The organism is Polaromonas sp. 39-63-25, assembly GCF_002278925.1.
In the GTDB taxonomy this organism is placed as follows: Bacteria; Pseudomonadota; Gammaproteobacteria; order Burkholderiales; family Burkholderiaceae_C; genus Polaromonas.
In genome coordinates this window covers 20,464-35,499 of record NZ_NCJH01000014.1, presented here as the reverse complement: position 1 = coordinate 35,499, position 15,036 = coordinate 20,464, and the positions used below count along the sequence as shown (strand labels likewise).

The following is a 15,036-nucleotide window of genomic DNA, read 5'->3' as shown; positions in this document are numbered from 1 at the left end:
GCGATGAACCCGGACGCTGACCAGCTCTGGCGTGCCCCGCGCTGGGCTCTGGCCGTGCTGCTGGCCCTGCTGGGCATGCTCGGGCCGTTTTCCATCGACACCTACATCCCGGCGTTTTCGGGTATTGCGCGTTCGCTGGGCGCGACGCCGGTCGAGATGCAGCAGACGCTGTCGGCCTACCTGTTCGGCTTTGCCTTCATGAACCTGTTCCACGGGGCGCTGGCCGACAGCTTCGGCCGCCGTCCGGTCGTGTTGTGGGGCATTGCGATGTTCACACTGGCGTCGGCCGGTTGTGCGTTGTCGCAAAGCATTGAGCAGCTGGTGTTTTTCCGGGCGCTGCAGGGCCTGTCCACCGGCGCCGGCATCGTGGTCTCGCGGGCCGTGATCCGCGACATGTTCGCGCCGGCGCAGGCGCAGAAGGTGATGAGCCAGGTGACGATTTATTTCGGCGTGGCACCGGCGATTGCGCCCATCATCGGCGGCTGGCTGTTTGTGCATCTGAACTGGCACGCGATCTTCTGGTTTCTCACCGGGGTCGGTGTGTTGCTGTGGACCGCCAACTACAAGCTGCTGCCCGAGACCCTGCACGTCACGCAGCGCCAGCCCTTCAATGTGAAACACCTGATGCGCGGCTACTGGCAGCTCGGCTCCAGCGCGCGTTTTTTCCTGCTGGCACTGGCCAGCGGCGTGCCCTTCAACGGCATGTTTCTGTACGTGCTGGCGGCACCCGAATTCCTGGGCGTGCACATGGGCCTGGCGCCGACGGAGTTTTTCTGGTTTTTTGTGCTGACGATTGCGGGCATCATGGCTGGCGCCTGGGTCAGTGGCCGCATGGCGGGCAAGATCGCCCCCAAGCAGCAGATCCGCCACGGCTTTGTCATCATGCTGGTGATTGCGGTGCTCAACCTGGCAGCCAACCTGCTGTTCAAGGCGCATGTCTCCTGGGCGCTGTTTCCGATTGCCATCTTCGCCTTCGGCTGGGCGCTGATGGTGCCGGTGGTGACCCTGCTGGTGCTGGACCTCTACCCCGAACGGCGCGGCATGGCCTCGTCGCTGCAAGCCTTTATCGGCTCGACCGCCAACGGCATTGTGGCCGGCGTGATCGCGCCGCTGATCATGCATTCCACCGTGGCGCTGGCGGCAACGTCGCTGCTGATGATGAGCATTGGCCTGCTGGCCTGGCTGTACCTGCACCACCGCTGGCCGGAGATCGGCAAGTTCTAAAGCCCCCACGGTCGTTCACTGCGTGTAACTCCCTGCCCCCCGAGGGGGCCTCTGCGCCTGCGGGCCGGCGAAGCCGGACCCGCGGCCCCTGCTTGAAGGGGAAGAGGCTCCGTCAGGCCTTGGAGCTTACGCCAGCAGCGCGGCCTGGATCAATGCTGCCTCGAGCGTGAACTCCCCGTCACGCATCTTCTGCAGCATGGCGTGGCCGTCCATCAGCGCAAAACACGCGACCTCGCCGTCCTGGTTCACCGGGGTGACGCCGTCCGGCACGGTGCAGTGGTACCAGGCTATGCGTTCGACCACGTAGCCGGCGCCGCGGCCGTCGTCGCAGGGACGGCGGATGTCGACATGGCCGCCGCGAACCATGCCCCGCAACTGGTCCAGCTCCAGGCCGGCCTCCTCCCAGGTCTCGCGCACCAGCGCTGTTGCCAGTGTGTCTTCGGCGGACACCATGCCACCCATCAGGGTGTCCCAGAGGCCGGGGTCGTTGGGCTTGTCGAAGGCCCGTTGCTGCACCCAGAATCGGCCGTCCACGGCTTGTCCCACCAGATGCACGGCCTGGGTGGTGATGCCCAGCGGCCGGACCGCCGCGCGCTCCACCGTACCGAGGCGAACCCCATGCTGGTCGGTCACCGCGAGTTGCTCATCGCGCCAGGCGCCAGCAAGGCCGGCCGCGTGCAGGGCGGCCGCCACGCGATTCAGGCCGGCCGTCACATCGCCCAGCAGGTGCCAGCCCGGCTGCCCATCGCGCTCTTCTTTTAATAGCAGCTTGCGCCCGTCCAGAAAGGGCTGGAGGTCGATTTGATGTAAAAAATCAGGCTCAACCGTTCCGATCAGCGATGCACCGGACCACAGCGGAACGCGCGGGCGCAAGGGTGGCTGAGCGGCGGCGGCGCGCTGGGCATGCAGCCAGTTCAGGTCAAAAACCTGCGGGTTCTCCACCTTCGGTCACAGCGTCAGGATGGTGCAGCCGGTGGTCTTGCGCGCTTCGAGGGAAATGTGCGCCTGCTGCACCTGGGTAAGCGGGAAACGCTGGTCAATCTGGATATTCACCTTGCCGCTGCTGACCATGGCGAACAGCTGGTCGGCCATGTCCTGCGTGCTTTCGCGCGTGGCGATGTGGGTGAACAGCGTGGGGCGCGACACATAGAGCGAACCCTTGGCGGCCAGCACGCCGATGTCCAGCGGCTCGACCTTGCCCGAGGCGTTGCCGAAATTGGCCAGCAGGCCGAACGGGCGCAGGCAGTCGAGCGACTTGAGGAAAGTGTCCTTGCCGACCGAGTCGTACACCACCTTCACGCCCTGCCCGCCGGTGATTTCCTTGACGCGGGCGACAAAATCCTCTTTCGCGTAGTTGATGACAAAGGCCGCGCCCTGCGCCTTGGCCAGCGCACACTTGTCGTCCGACCCGGCCGTGCCTATGAGCTGCAGGCCCATGGCCCTGGCCCACTGACAGGCAATCAGGCCGACGCCGCCGGCCGCGGCGTGAAACAGCACAAAATCGCCGGCCTGCAGCCCGCCTTGCGGCTGGGTGCGGTTCAGCAGGTACTCCACCGTCAGGCCCTTGAGCATCATGGCCGCGCCGGTCTCGAACGAAATGTCATCGGGCAGCTTGCAGACACACTTGGCGGGCATCACGCGGACCTCGCAATAACTGCCGGGGGGCTGGCTCGCATAGGCCGCGCGGTCGCCGGCCTTCAGGTGCGTGACGCCCTCGCCGACAGCCTCGACCACGCCCGAGGCTTCCATGCCCAGCTGCAGCGGCATGGGCAGCTTGTACAGGCCGGCGCGCTGGTAGACGTCGATGTAGTTCAGACCCACCGCCTTGTGACGGATGCGGATTTCGCCGGGTCCGGGTTCGCCGACAGTCACCTCCACCAGCTTGAGTTCTTCAGGTCCGCCGTGTTTGTCAATCCGGACGGCGAGCGTGGTGGTCTGGGCCATGGTGTTTTTCCTTGGAAAGCGATGGAAGGGATGCGAAAAGCAGATTGCGGCCTGCATCCTGCCACGAATCACCGGGCTCTGCTCGCAGCAGGCGCGGCCGGCCCGGGCATCGGGCGGGTGTTCAGGCTTTCTTCAGCAATCTCGCGGCGTGCTGGGTACAGTCGCCGCATGACGCCCGGCCTGAACCCTCGCACCGCCCTGCTCTTGACCATCCCGCCGCTGCTCTGGGCCGGCAATGCCGTGGTCGGACGGCTGGTCAACCAGCTCGTGCCGCCCATCACGCTGAACTTCCTGCGCTGGGCGCTAGCGTTTGTGATCCTGCTGCCGCTGGCCGGCTGGGTGCTGCGCCGCCGCAGCGGCCTGTGGGCCCACTGGCGGCGTTTTGCGCTGCTGGGCCTGCTGGGTGTGGGCGCCTACAACGCGCTTCAATACCTGGCGCTGCAGACATCGACCCCGCTCAATGTGACGCTGGTCGCGGCCAGCACGCCGGTGTGGATGCTGGGCATAGGCTGGCTGTTTTTTTCCCAGAAGGTGTCGCGGCGGCAGATCATGGGCGCGCTGCTGTCTATCGCCGGCGTGCTGGTGGTCCTGTCGCGCGGCCAGTGGTCACTGCTGGCCCAGGTGCGGCTTGTCCCCGGCGACCTGTATGTGCTGCTGGCCACCATGGCCTGGGCGTTTTACAGCTGGCTGCTGGCCAAACCCGCGGAGCCGCCGGAGATCCGCAACGACTGGTCGGCCTTCCTGATGGCGCAGATGATTTTCGGGCTGGGCTGGTCCGGCCTGTTCGCGGCCAGCGAATGGGCCCTGACCGATGCCCACATCCGCTGGGGCTGGCCGCTGGCCGCCGCGCTGCTGTATGTCGCCCTCGGCCCGGCCATCCTCGCCTACCGCTGCTGGGGCATCGGTGTGCAGCGCGCCGGCCCTGCGGTGGCAGGATTTTTCGCCAACCTCACGCCGCTGTTTGCGGCCCTGATGTCAGCCGCCTTCCTGGGCGAGCTGCCGCACCTGTACCACGGGCTGGCGTTCGCGCTGATCGTGGGCGGGATTGTGGTGTCGGCGCGGCGCTAAGCCCGTCAACCGACGCTCAGCCTACTTCGCCAGCCAGCCCAGGCTTTTGGCATGCAGGCTCTGGATGTACAGCCTGTCGGGGGTTTCCGTGACGCCGGTGGTCTCCGGGTAGGCCCCGCTGGGGTCCTGCAGGTCCGCGACGATCTTTCCGTCTTCCGTGAAGGCCATGACATGCCCGTACGAAGGCGGAATGGGCCACATGGCACGCGGGAGCCGCAGGGTGAGCTTGCGCAAAAAAGGCTGGTCCGCAAGTTTGTCAACCGTCGGGTTTCTGGGCTTGGCCAGGCCCAGCCAGATCCTGCCGTCCAGGCCGCGCATGAGGTTGTCGGGATAACCGGGCAGGTTGTCCAGCAGCACACTGGCCTGTGGATTCGGTTGCGCCACGTCGAGATTGCTGGCGTCCACGGAAATTTTCCACACGCGGTACTTTCCGGTTTCGTTGACGAACAGGAACCGGCCGTCCTGACTCAGGGCAACACCATTGGCAAAGCTCAGGCCCAGGGCGACCACCCGCGTGGCCCGGGTCGCCGGATCGTATTCCAGGATTCGCCCTGTCGAGGATTGCTCGAGAATGTCCAGCACGCTGGCTTCAAACGTGCCGCCCCAGGCGGCCGGCGCAAAACGTGTGGAGGCATCGCTGACATACATTTTCCCGTTGCCGGCCACGATGACCGCATCCGCATAACGAATCGGGTCGCTACCCACTTTGTCGGTCAGCAGCGTGATCTTTCTGTCCGGGCTGATGGACAGCAGGCCCTTGACCGCATCTGCCGCAATCAGATGGCCTGCAGCGTCAAAATCAAAACCCAGCACCCTGCCGCCGGTGTTGGCAAACACCTCCTGCGCGCTGCCGTCGGGGTTCATGCGCAGGATGTTGCCGCTGGCCACGGTCACATACAGCTTGCCGTCCCTGGCCATCACCACATGCTCGGGGCCTTCTTCGGCACCCAGCGAAATTTTTTGCAGGCCCGCCAGCTTGTGGTTGACCGCGTGCGGTCCGGTGTAGCCCGGGGCCGTGCTGGCGTTCCAGCGGACAGGCTCTATCGGTACCGGCCACCAGCTCAGGTAAGCACCGGCCACCGCGATTATCAGGACCAGGATCAACGCTGCCTTTTTCATAGGCTGGACTATAGCGCTGAGCGCAGCCTGCGCCCGGAGCACTTCCCCGCCGACAGGTCCGCAAATGGCCAGCCGCGGCCGCAAGACCGGGCATGATGCGTGTTTTCGGAGAACAGGCACCCCAATGACACCCCCGCTTCCCCGCTCCCTGCTGGCCCTCACCGGGTCCAACCTCGCGGCGCAGATGGCTGAGCAACTGAGTCTGGCGGCGGTGCCCATCGTCGCCGTGCTGGTCCTGGGCGCCGGGCCCGGCGACATCGGGCTGCTGGCGACCGCCCAGACCCTGCCCTTTTTGCTGCTGTCGATTCCGCTGGGCCTGCTGGCCGACCGCACATCGCGGCGCCGCCTGATGGTGTGGGCCGAAACCCTGCGTGCCCTGGCCCTGTTCGGCCTGCTGGCAGCGGTGATGTCCGGCCAGCTCTCCATCGGCTTGCTGGCCGTGCTGGGCTTTCTGGGTGCCGTCGGCACGGTGGGCTTCAGCGTTGCTGCGCCTGCCCTGGTGCCCGCGCTGGTGCCGCGTGAAGCGCTGGCGCGCGCCAACGGCCGGCTGGAACTTGCCCGAAGTGCCGCGTTTGCCGCCGGGCCCGCGCTGGGCGGCGCACTGGTCACCTGGGCCGGTGCACCTGCCGCGTTTGTGCTGGCCGCCGTGTTGTCGGTCTCTGCGGTGGTTCTGCTGCTGCGGCTGGTGGAACCGCCGCGCGCGCCCATGGCCAGGCGTCACCCGCTGCTCGACATTCGGGACGGTGCGCACTGGGTCTGGCACCATGCGCTGCTGCGGCCCATTTTTCTGACGGCTGTGGCCTGGAACATTTCCTGGTTCGTCCTGCAGGCCGCCTACGTGCCCTACGCCATCCGGCTGCTCGGCCTGAGCGCCGCGGCCGTGGGCATGACACTTGCCGCGTATGGGGCCGGCATGGTGGTGGGCGCGCTGCTGGCCCCGCACGTGGTTGCGAAGCTGCCCTTCGGCCGGGCGATTCAGCTGGGGCCGGCCGTCTCGGTGCTGGCGGCGCTGACCATGGTCGCCACACTTGCCCTTCCGTCCGGCGTGCTGGCAGGCCTGGCGTTTTTTCTTTTCGGTGCCGGCCCGATTGTCTGGACCATCACGTCCACGACCTTGCGGCAAACCGTCACGCCCGGCGCCATGCTGGGGCGTGTGTCGGCGATTTTTCTGGCTGCCAATACAGGGGCCCGGCCCATAGGCGCCGCACTGGGCGGTTTCGTGGGCGCGACCTGGGGGGAACCCGCCTGCCTGGTGCTGGCCCTCGCGGGCTTCGCTGTGCAGGCGTGGGTTATTTTCGGCTCACAAGTCAGAGGGCTGCAGCGCCTGCCCCAACCAGCGGGCTGACGAACCTGCCAGCCGAAAGCCTCAGTCCCGTCCCCTTTGAACGCGGACCGCGCCCCGGAGAACCGCAGCCGTTGCGAAGGAACGCCCTCTGCGGATCAGGATCAGTAAGTCCCGGGGTAAGCCCCGCCGTCGGCCAGCACGTTCTGGCCCGTCATGTAAGCGGCATGCGTGCTGCACAGGAAGGCGCAGATCGCACCGAACTCGTCCGGCGTGCCGAAGCGACCGGCGGGAATCTGGGCCTGTTGCGCGCGGCGGACCTCTTCGACACTCTTGCCGGATTTTTCAGCGGCGGCGCGCACCGTGGTGGCGATGCGGTCGGTGTCGAACTTGCCAGGCAGCAGGTTGTTGATCGTGACACCCTGGGCCGCCAGCTTGGTGCGTGCCACGCCGGCAACAAAACCCGTCAGCCCGCTGCGCGCGCCGTTGCTCAATCCCAGAATGTCAATCGGCGCCTTCACCGAGCTGGAGGTGATGTTGATGATGCGGCCAAAGCCGCGCGCGGCCATGCCGTCCACCGTGGCCTTGATCAGCTCGATCGGGGTCAGCATGTTGGCGTCCACCGCCTTGATCCAGGCGTCGCGGTCCCAGTCGCGGAAGTCGCCCGGGGGCGGACCGCCGGCGTTGGTCACCACGATGTCGAAGTCCTTGCGCACCGCGAAGACCGCCGCGCGGCCTTCAACGGTCGTGATGTCCGCTGCCACGAACTGCACGCTGGCGCCCGCCGGCCGGGCACTGTCAGCTATCAATTTTGCAGCGGTCGCTTCCAGCACCTCGGCGCCGCGCGCGACGATCAGCACGTTCACGCCTTCGCGCACCAGCGCCCGGGCACAGCCCAGACCCAGACCCTTGCTTGCGCCGCACACCAAAGCCCATTTGCCTGCAATACCTAAATCCATAATAATTTCCGCTTCTTCGTTGAAAGTTGATGGGCCATGATACTGAGTAAATCCAAGCGCGTTCACTGGCTGGGCTCTTGCGTCCTCCTGCTGGGCAGCGCCCTGGCCCAGGCACAAACCGAAGCGGTGCTGGTCAAACGAACCACTGAATTGCGCGAGGCGCCGGGGGAAACGTCGCGCAGCGTGACCCCGCTGGCGGCGCGCACGCCGGTCACGCGCTCGGGCGCGCGCCAGGGCGCGTGGATCCAGGTGCGTACCGCCGAAGGCGCCAGCGGCTGGGTCCACATGTTCGACGTGGCCCCGGCCAGCAGCGCCGCCGCGCCCAGTACCGGCGCCAATGCACTGCGCGGCCTGACCAGCTTCTTCAACAAGGGCAGTGCCCAGGGCACCACCACCACCGCCACCTCCACCGTGGGCATACGCGGGCTGGGCGCGGAAGACCTGGCGCGCGCACAACCCAACATGGCGGCGGTGGCGCAAGCCGACACGCTGCGCATGGATGCCGACCAGGCCCGCCAGTTCGCCAGCGCGGCGGCCCTCAGCAGCCGGACGGTTGACGCCCTGCCCGAGCCGGCGCAGGCGCCGCTGCAAAACGCCGGCCCCACGGGCAATAACAACTAGGGAGCCGTCCATGAACCTGCCACATCGCCTCCCGCAGCCGGCCTGGCTGCTGCCGCTGGCCCTGGCCGCCGGTCTGGCCTGCATGCCGGCGCACGGCCAGGACGCCGGCAAGGCCCTGAACCTGCTGGGCTCCTTTCTGCGCCAGGCCGCCCCTGCAGAAGCGCCGGCGCCAGCCCAGCCGGCCTCGCCCGCCGGCGTGCTGGGAAACATGCTGGGCGCCAGCTTCGCGCCGGCAGGCGCAGGTCAGGCGTCCCGCGCCGGTGACCTGATCGGCCTGCTGTCGCAGTCGCTGGAACAGATTGATGAACCGAAGGAAATTGAAATCGGCCGCCAGCTGGCCGCCGTGCTGCTGGGCAGCAAGCCGCTGCATCCCGACATGGCGCTGCAGCGTTACGTCAACCAGCTGGGGCGCTGGATCAGCCTGCAGTCCTCGCGGCCGCAACTGCCCTGGACTTTTGCGGTGCTGGACGATGCCGGCTTCAACGCCTTCGCCGCGCCCGGCGGTTATGTGTTCGTGACCAAGGGACTGATCGAACGTGTGGCCGACGAGGCCGAGCTGGCCGGCATCCTGGCGCATGAAATCACCCACGTGACCGCCAGGCACCACCTGCAGGCGATTGCCAAAACCGCGCGGGCCGGCCTGCTCACGCAGGTCATCGGCTCGCAGGTCAAGGGCGAACTGGCGGGCGCGGTGTCGGCCCAGTTTCTCAACCTGGGGCGCGATTTGTATTCACGAGGTCTGGACCAGACCGATGAATTCGATGCCGACCGCAGCGGTGTGGCGCTGGCCGCGCGCGCCGGTTTTGACCCCTATGGCCTGGTGGCCGTGTTGCAGCAGCTGCGCACCGCCACGCCCGACAACCCGCTGTTTGCCCTGTCGCTGAGCACCCACCCGCCGGCGCAGCAGCGGCTGGACTTGCTGGAGCAGGCCATGGGCAACCGGATGGACGGCCTGAGCGGACAGCAGCCCGTCACCGTGGCCCAGCGCATGGAAGGCCTGGCGGTCGCACGCACGGCCAGCCGTGACTATGCACCAGCGGTCACCGCGCCGAGCGGGCGGCGAGTCCCGGTGAAAAAGTAAGGACCGCTTTTTCAGCGTTTGGACTGAGCCTGTCGGAGCCTGTGCTAGATCGCGCGGCTGTGGGTCTTCAGGCAAGCCGGGACTCGCCCCGGCGGGCGACTCACTTTCTCTTGCTTCGCCAAGAGAAAGTAAGCAAAGAGAAGGCGACCCGATGGTCTGGGACCCTCCGCTTCGCTACGGGCAACCTGCGGTGCTCGGTAAAAGCGGGGTCTCGCTCGAACTCGGCTTCGCCTCAAACAATCGCGAGCCCTGATCCGCTTTTGCCTGCGCTCCTCGGCCCAGCCCGACGGGTGAGAGATGGAAAACCAATACCAATTCGGGGAGACATGACGCGCATAGCGCGTCATGTCGGAGTCAAGCGGCCGTGGCGTTTGCACGCGAGAGCAACACACGCGGCCAAATGAAGACCCCCTCCATCGCCCAGCGGGGCGCGGGCAGGGGTTAGGGGTGGGAGTGGGGAGTTGCGCCTACTGTCCAGGACAAACCGGGAACGCAGCGTGACGCAAAAGCCGAACGACGATTACTTGCCCGCGCGGGAAAACACAAAAATACCCGCGATGACGAGTACCGTGCCGGCCGCCACCCAGGCAGTGAACGGCTCCCCGAGAATCAGCACGCCCATCAGGATGGTGGACATCGGGCCAACCATGCCGGTCTGCGCGGCCATACTGGCGCCTATGCGTTCAATGGCCATCATCACCATCAGCACCGGAGCCGCCGTGCACAGCGTGGCATTGAGCACCGACAGCCAGATCACCTCGGGCGCGACAGCTGCAGCACTGAGCGGCCTGAGCAGCACAAACTGCAGGATGCAGCACAGGCAGGCCACCGTGGTGGCCAGTCCCACCAGCCGCAAGGCGCCCAGGCGCTTGACCATCTCGCCGCTGTAGACCAGGTAAATCGCATAACTGACGGCGCTGAGAAATACCAGCAGCGCACCCCAGGCGGCCTCCGGCCCCAGCAGGGTGATCTCGTGGCCGAAGACCAGCACCACGCCGCTGTAGCTGATCGCCATGCCCATGATTTGCGCCGCGCTGATGCGCCTGCGATACAGCACCAGCCCCAGTAGCAGGACCAGCGTGGGGTTGAGGTAGAGGATCAGCCGCTCGAGCGAGGCGCTGATGTAGGCGAGCCCGGCAAAGTCCAGAAAACTCGCCAGGTAGTAACCGGTGAAGCCCAGCCAGAGCACACCCTGCCAGTCCTTGCGGGTCAGGGCCGCCTTGCCGCGGCTGGCCCACCAGGCCATCACGGCAAAGATTGGCAGCGCAAACAGCATGCGGTACATGATGAGCGTGACCGCATCGACGCCGTAGCGGTAGGCGAGCTTGACGATGATCGCCTTGCCGCTGAAGGCAATCGCGCCAAACGTCGCCAGCAGCAACCCGGTCGCTATGCTTTTAGGAGCTGTCTGCGCCCGTGGATCCTGGGCTGCAAGTGTTTTTTGCTCTGAACTTCTGGACAAGTGGATTTATCAGAAACCGACGGCCTGGCCGTCGCGCCGGCTGTCGCTGGCCGCCACATACCCCTCGACCTTGGGATCGCCGGCACGGCAGATGAACTGGCCCGCGCCGAAGTCCTGGTAGGAGTCGTTGATCACTTCCATGCGGTGGCCGCGGTCCGACAGGCCCTGCACGGTCTGCTGGTTCATTGCCGCTTCGACATTGATTTCAAAACCGGCGTTGTAGCGCCAGCGCGGCGCATCACAGGCGGCCTGCGGGCTCTGCCCGTAGTCGAGCATGCGCACCAGCGTCTGCATGTGGCCCTGGGGCTGCATGTTGGCGCCCATCACGCCATAACTCATCACCGGTTGACCGTCTTTCATGAGGAAGGCCGGGATGATGGTGTGGAAAGGCCGCTTGCCCGGCGCCACCTGGTTCACGCCGGCCTGCACGCTGAACGCGTGGCCGCGGTTTTGCAAACTGATGCCGAAGTCGGGCTCGACACAACCCGAGCCGAACCCCATGTAGTTGCTCTGGATGAAGCTGACCATCATGCCGTCTTCGTCGGCCGCGGTGAGGTAAATGGTGCCGCCCTTGACCGGGTTGCCGGCGCCGAAATCCTGCGCTTTTTTCATGTCGATGAGTTTGGCACGGGAGGCGAGGTAGCTGTCATCGAGCATTTGATCGACGCTCACCTCCATAGCCGATGGCTCGGCCACATATTTGTAAACATCGGCAAAGGCCAGCTTCATGGCCTCGATCTGCAGGTGCTGCGAATCCACCCCGTCCACTGCCAGGCCGGCCACATCGAACTTGTCCAGGATGCCCAGCGCAATCAAGGCCGAGATGCCCTGGCCGTTCGGCGGAATCTCGTGCAGCGTGTAGCCGCGGTAGTCCTTGCCGATGGGCTTGACCCACTCCGGCTGGTAGGACGCAAAGTCTTTGGCCGTCAGGCTGCCGCCGTTTTGGGCAGAGAATTTTTCGATCGCCTGCGCGATCTCACCGCCGTAATACGCCGCGCCCTTGCTCTGGGCGATCGCCCGCAGCGCCCTGGCCGCGGCCTTGAACTGGAACAGCTCGCCCACATTCGGTGCGCGGCCCCAGGGCAGAAAGGACTGGGCAAAACCGGGCATCGCTTTCAGTTCATTGGTAGCGGCCGCCCACTTCTGCTGAACCACCGGCGGCAGCAGGTAGCCCCGCTCGGCAATTTCGATCGCGGGCTCCATCAGGTCGGCAAACGGCAGCCGGCCAAAACGCTCGCTCATGGCCACCCAGCCGGCCACGGCACCGGGCACGGTCACCGAATCCAGGCCGCGTTTGGGCGGGGTGGCGGCGCCGTCGCCGTATTTGCGCTTGAAGTAGTCCGGCGTCCAGGCCTGCGGTGCGCGGCCCGAGGCATTGAGGCCATGCAGTTCCTTGCCGTCCCACAGGATGCAGAAGGCGTCACTGCCCAGGCCGTTGCTGACCGGCTCGACGATGGTCATGGCAGCGGCCGCGGCAATGGCGGCATCCACCGCGTTGCCACCCTTGAGCAGCATGCGCAGCCCGGCCTGCGCGCCCAGCGGGTGCGAGGTGGACACCACATTGCGGGCAAACAGGGGGATGCGGGTGGAGGTGTAGGGATTGCTGTAGTCGAAGTTCATGAATGGCTCTGAAAAGGAAAGGGCTGGCGCCAGGCCATGGCGCCAGTTAAACGCTGTCAGTCGGTGGTGATCTTGCGTTCGGAAATGATTTTTTTCCACTTGGCGTTGTCGGTCCTGACCATCGCCGCAAAAGCCTGCGGCGTGCCGCCGGTGGGCTCGGCGCCCAGCCGCGCAAACCGCTCTTTGACATCGGGGTCGGCCAGTGCCGCATTGAGCGCCTGGTTCACCCGGGCCGTCAGCTCGGCAGTCAGGCCTTTGGGGCCGTACACGCCAAACCAGGTCACCGACTCGAAGCCCGGCAGGATCTCGGACACCGTCGGCAGATCAGGCGCGAGCGCGGTGCGCTTGAGAGTGGTCACCGCCAGGGCGCGCAGCTTGCCATCCTTGACATGCGGCATGCCGGTCACAAAAGAGTCGAACAGTACGTCGAGCTTGCCGCTGATCAGGTCCGGCATGGCCAGCGCCGTGCCCCGGTAGGGAATATGAAGAATGAAGGTGCCGGACTGCGCCTTGAAGTACTCGGTGGTCAGGTGCACGATGGTGCCGTTGCCGCTGGATGCGTAGTTCAGCCGCCCCGGATTTTTTCGCGCATGGGCGATGAACTCCTGCATGGTCCTGGCCGGCGAGGAGTTGGGCACCAGCACGACGTTGGGCGAACTGGCGACGTAGGCGATCGGTGTGAAATCCGTCTCGGCGTTGTAGGGGATTTTCGGGTTGATGGCCGGCCCGATGCTGTGGGTGCTCGAGGTCGCCAGCAGCAGCGTGTAGCCATCCGGCGTGGCCTTGGACGCGGCGTCGGCGCCTATGGTCCCGCCGGCACCCGGCCGGTTGTCGACCACCACGGTCTGCCCGATTTTTTCACCGAGCTTCTGCGACAGCGCACGCGCCAGGATGTCAGTGGCTCCGCCCGCCGGGAAAGGCACGATCATGCGGATCGGCCGTGCGGGATAAGCTGCTGCAGAAGTCTGCGCCGCGGCGGGCAAAGCGGCAGCAACCGCAACGCTGGCCGCCGTCATAAAAATGATATGTCTGCGTTTCATTTCGCCATTGTGCAACGGTTTTCAGGCTGGCTGGGTCAGTACAGTTTTACAAAAAAAACGGCACCCGAGGGTGCCGTTGGGTCATGTCATCGAGGGATCAGTCCTCGACAAAAGCCTCTTCACGCTTGTTCTTGACCGCAGGCAGAAGCACGATCAGCAGCAGCAACGCTCCGGCGGCAAGCAGGCCGGCAGACAGCGGACGGGTCACGAACACGCTCCAGTCACCGCGCGAGAGCAACAGCGCGCGACGCAGGTTCTCCTCCATCATGGGGCCCAGGATGAAACCCAGCAGCAGCGGCGCAGGTTCAGCTCCGAGCTTGATGAAAATATAACCAATCACACCGAAAATCGCCACCATCCAGATGTCCCAGGTGTTGTTGTTGGTCGAATAAACACCAATCGCACAGAACAACACAATCGCCGGGAACAGCAGGCGGTAGGGGATGGTCAGCAGCTTGATCCAGATGCCGATCAGCGGCAGGTTGAGGATCACCAGCATGGCATTGCCGATCCACATCGAGGCAATCAGGCCCCAGAACAACTCGGGGTTGCTGGTCATGACCTGGGGTCCGGGCTGGATGTTGTGGATCGTCATGGCACCGACCATCAGCGCCATCACGGCGTTGGGCGGAATGCCCAGCGTCAGCAGCGGGATGAACGATGTCTGTGAACCGGCGTTGTTGGCCGCCTCAGGCGCGGCCACACCGCGGATGTTGCCCTGGCCAAATGGCACTTCACCCGGTCGGCCCTTGATTTTTTTCTCCATGGTGTAAGCCGCAAAGGCCGACAGCAGGGCGCCGCCACCGGGCAGGATGCCGAGGGCGGAACCCAGGGCCGTGCCACGCAACACGGCCGGGGCCATGTCCTTGAAGTCCTGCTTGGTGGGGAACAGCCCCGTCACATTGGCCGTGAAGACTTCGCGCTCATGCTCGGGCTGGGACAGGTTGCTGATGATTTCCCCGTAACCGAACACACCCATGGCGATCACGACAAAATTGATACCGTCGGTCAGTTCGGGCACGTCAAAGCTGAAGCGCGCCACACCGGAATTCACATCGGTACCGACAAGGCCCAGCAGCAGCCCCAGCACAATCATGCCCACCGCCTTGAGCAGCGAACCCGAGGCCAGCACCACGGCGCCGATCAGGCCCAGCACCATCAGGGCGAAATACTCGGCCGGGCCGAACTTGAAGGCCAGTTCGGTCAGCGGCGGCGCGAAGGCCGCGATGATCAGCGTGCCGACGCTGCCGGCAAAAAACGAACCGAGTCCGGCGGCGGCCAGCGCCGGCCCCGCTCGCCCTTTTCTGGCCATCTGGTAACCGTCGATACAGGTCACCACGGACGACGACTCACCGGGCAGGTTCACCAGGATGGCGGTGGTCGAACCGCCGTACTGGGATCCGTAATAAATGCCGGCCAGCATGATCAGCGCGGAAACCGGTGGCAGCGCGTAGGTGGCCGGCAGCAGCATGGCGATGGTGGCCACCGGGCCGATGCCGGGCAACACGCCAATCAGGGTACCGAGCACGCAACCGAAAAAGGCATACATCAGGTTGATCGGCGTGAATGCCACGCCAAAACCCAAGGACAAATTTGCAATCAGATCCATTTTATTT

13 protein-coding genes are annotated in these 15,036 nt (G+C 65.5%); 5 read left to right on the top strand and 8 right to left on the bottom strand.

Annotated elements, in window-relative coordinates; genetic code table 11:
• Positions 1-3: 3 nt before the first annotated feature.
• A complete protein-coding gene (locus B7X65_RS16575; RefSeq protein WP_293595405.1) occupies positions 4-1,224 on the top strand; it encodes a multidrug effflux MFS transporter in 1,221 nt (406 codons plus the stop codon).
• 126 nt (positions 1,225-1,350) lie between these two features.
• Here the strand turns inward: B7X65_RS16575 and B7X65_RS16570 are convergent, their stop codons facing one another.
• Positions 1,351-2,166, bottom strand: coding sequence for an NUDIX domain-containing protein (locus B7X65_RS16570; protein ID WP_293595404.1), 816 nt, complete (start codon positions 2,164-2,166; stop codon positions 1,351-1,353).
• 6 nt (positions 2,167-2,172) lie between these two features.
• On the bottom strand, positions 2,173-3,168 hold the full coding sequence (locus B7X65_RS16565) for a quinone oxidoreductase (RefSeq protein WP_293595403.1): 996 nt from the start codon (positions 3,166-3,168) through the stop codon (positions 2,173-2,175).
• A 168-nt stretch (positions 3,169-3,336) separates the two neighbouring features.
• Here B7X65_RS16565 and B7X65_RS16560 point away from each other — a divergent pair, with 168 nt between their 5' ends.
• Positions 3,337-4,236 (top strand): DMT family transporter, encoded by a 900-nt coding sequence (locus B7X65_RS16560; RefSeq protein WP_293595402.1) that lies wholly within the window; start codon positions 3,337-3,339, stop codon positions 4,234-4,236.
• Between the two features lie 21 nt (positions 4,237-4,257).
• Here the strand turns inward: B7X65_RS16560 and B7X65_RS16555 are convergent, their stop codons facing one another.
• A complete protein-coding gene (locus B7X65_RS16555; protein ID WP_293595401.1) occupies positions 4,258-5,355 on the bottom strand; it encodes an SMP-30/gluconolactonase/LRE family protein in 1,098 nt (365 codons plus the stop codon).
• 124 nt (positions 5,356-5,479) lie between these two features.
• Between B7X65_RS16555 and B7X65_RS16550 the strand changes: the two genes are divergently transcribed.
• The gene (locus B7X65_RS16550) at positions 5,480-6,700 is read left to right on the top strand and encodes an MFS transporter (protein WP_293595400.1); all 1,221 of its coding nucleotides are present in this window, start codon (positions 5,480-5,482) and stop codon (positions 6,698-6,700) included.
• Positions 6,701-6,801: 101 nt separating this feature from the next.
• Here the strand turns inward: B7X65_RS16550 and B7X65_RS16545 are convergent, their stop codons facing one another.
• Positions 6,802-7,596: an SDR family oxidoreductase gene (locus B7X65_RS16545; protein ID WP_293595399.1), complete on the bottom strand. Its 795-nt coding sequence runs from the start codon at positions 7,594-7,596 to the stop codon at positions 6,802-6,804.
• Positions 7,597-7,632: 36 nt separating this feature from the next.
• On the opposite strand from B7X65_RS16545, the gene B7X65_RS16540 reads away from it, so the two are divergent.
• Positions 7,633-8,217 carry an SH3 domain-containing protein gene (locus B7X65_RS16540; protein ID WP_293595398.1) on the top strand — a complete coding sequence of 195 codons (585 nt, stop codon included), beginning with the start codon at positions 7,633-7,635 and terminating at the stop codon, positions 8,215-8,217.
• A 10-nt stretch (positions 8,218-8,227) separates the two neighbouring features.
• Positions 8,228-9,298 (top strand): M48 family metalloprotease, encoded by a 1,071-nt coding sequence (locus B7X65_RS16535; protein ID WP_293595397.1) that lies wholly within the window; start codon positions 8,228-8,230, stop codon positions 9,296-9,298.
• 520 nt (positions 9,299-9,818) lie between these two features.
• On the opposite strand, the gene B7X65_RS16530 is transcribed toward B7X65_RS16535, so the two are convergent.
• The 4 genes from B7X65_RS16530 to B7X65_RS16515 form a co-directional block, all read right to left on the bottom strand.
• Positions 9,819-10,691: a DMT family transporter gene (locus tag B7X65_RS16530; protein ID WP_293595467.1), complete on the bottom strand. Its 873-nt coding sequence runs from the start codon at positions 10,689-10,691 to the stop codon at positions 9,819-9,821.
• Between the two features lie 78 nt (positions 10,692-10,769).
• On the bottom strand, positions 10,770-12,380 hold the full coding sequence (locus B7X65_RS16525) for a gamma-glutamyltransferase family protein (RefSeq protein ID WP_293595396.1): 1,611 nt from the start codon (positions 12,378-12,380) through the stop codon (positions 10,770-10,772).
• 56 nt (positions 12,381-12,436) lie between these two features.
• Complete coding sequence (locus B7X65_RS16520; RefSeq protein ID WP_293595395.1) at positions 12,437-13,420, bottom strand: tripartite tricarboxylate transporter substrate binding protein; 984 nt, start codon at positions 13,418-13,420, stop codon at positions 12,437-12,439.
• Positions 13,421-13,517: 97 nt separating this feature from the next.
• On the bottom strand, positions 13,518-15,029 hold the full coding sequence (locus tag B7X65_RS16515; RefSeq protein WP_293595394.1) for a tripartite tricarboxylate transporter permease: 1,512 nt from the start codon (positions 15,027-15,029) through the stop codon (positions 13,518-13,520).
• Positions 15,030-15,036 lie beyond the last annotated feature (7 nt).

Coding starts and splice junctions, on each gene's coding strand:
- B7X65_RS16575 (WP_293595405.1), top strand. CDS start 4: ATGAACCCGGACGCTGACCAGCTCTGGCGTGCCCCGCGCTGGGCTCTG.
- B7X65_RS16565 (WP_293595403.1), bottom strand. CDS start 3,168: ATGGCCCAGACCACCACGCTCGCCGTCCGGATTGACAAACACGGCGGA.
- B7X65_RS16560 (WP_293595402.1), top strand. CDS start 3,337: ATGACGCCCGGCCTGAACCCTCGCACCGCCCTGCTCTTGACCATCCCG.
- B7X65_RS16555 (WP_293595401.1), bottom strand. CDS start 5,355: ATGAAAAAGGCAGCGTTGATCCTGGTCCTGATAATCGCGGTGGCCGGT.
- B7X65_RS16550 (WP_293595400.1), top strand. CDS start 5,480: ATGACACCCCCGCTTCCCCGCTCCCTGCTGGCCCTCACCGGGTCCAAC.
- B7X65_RS16545 (WP_293595399.1), bottom strand. CDS start 7,596: ATGGATTTAGGTATTGCAGGCAAATGGGCTTTGGTGTGCGGCGCAAGC.
- B7X65_RS16540 (WP_293595398.1), top strand. CDS start 7,633: ATGATACTGAGTAAATCCAAGCGCGTTCACTGGCTGGGCTCTTGCGTC.
- B7X65_RS16535 (WP_293595397.1), top strand. CDS start 8,228: ATGAACCTGCCACATCGCCTCCCGCAGCCGGCCTGGCTGCTGCCGCTG.
- B7X65_RS16525 (WP_293595396.1), bottom strand. CDS start 12,380: ATGAACTTCGACTACAGCAATCCCTACACCTCCACCCGCATCCCCCTG.
- B7X65_RS16520 (WP_293595395.1), bottom strand. CDS start 13,420: ATGAAACGCAGACATATCATTTTTATGACGGCGGCCAGCGTTGCGGTT.
- B7X65_RS16515 (WP_293595394.1), bottom strand. CDS start 15,029: ATGGATCTGATTGCAAATTTGTCCTTGGGTTTTGGCGTGGCATTCACG.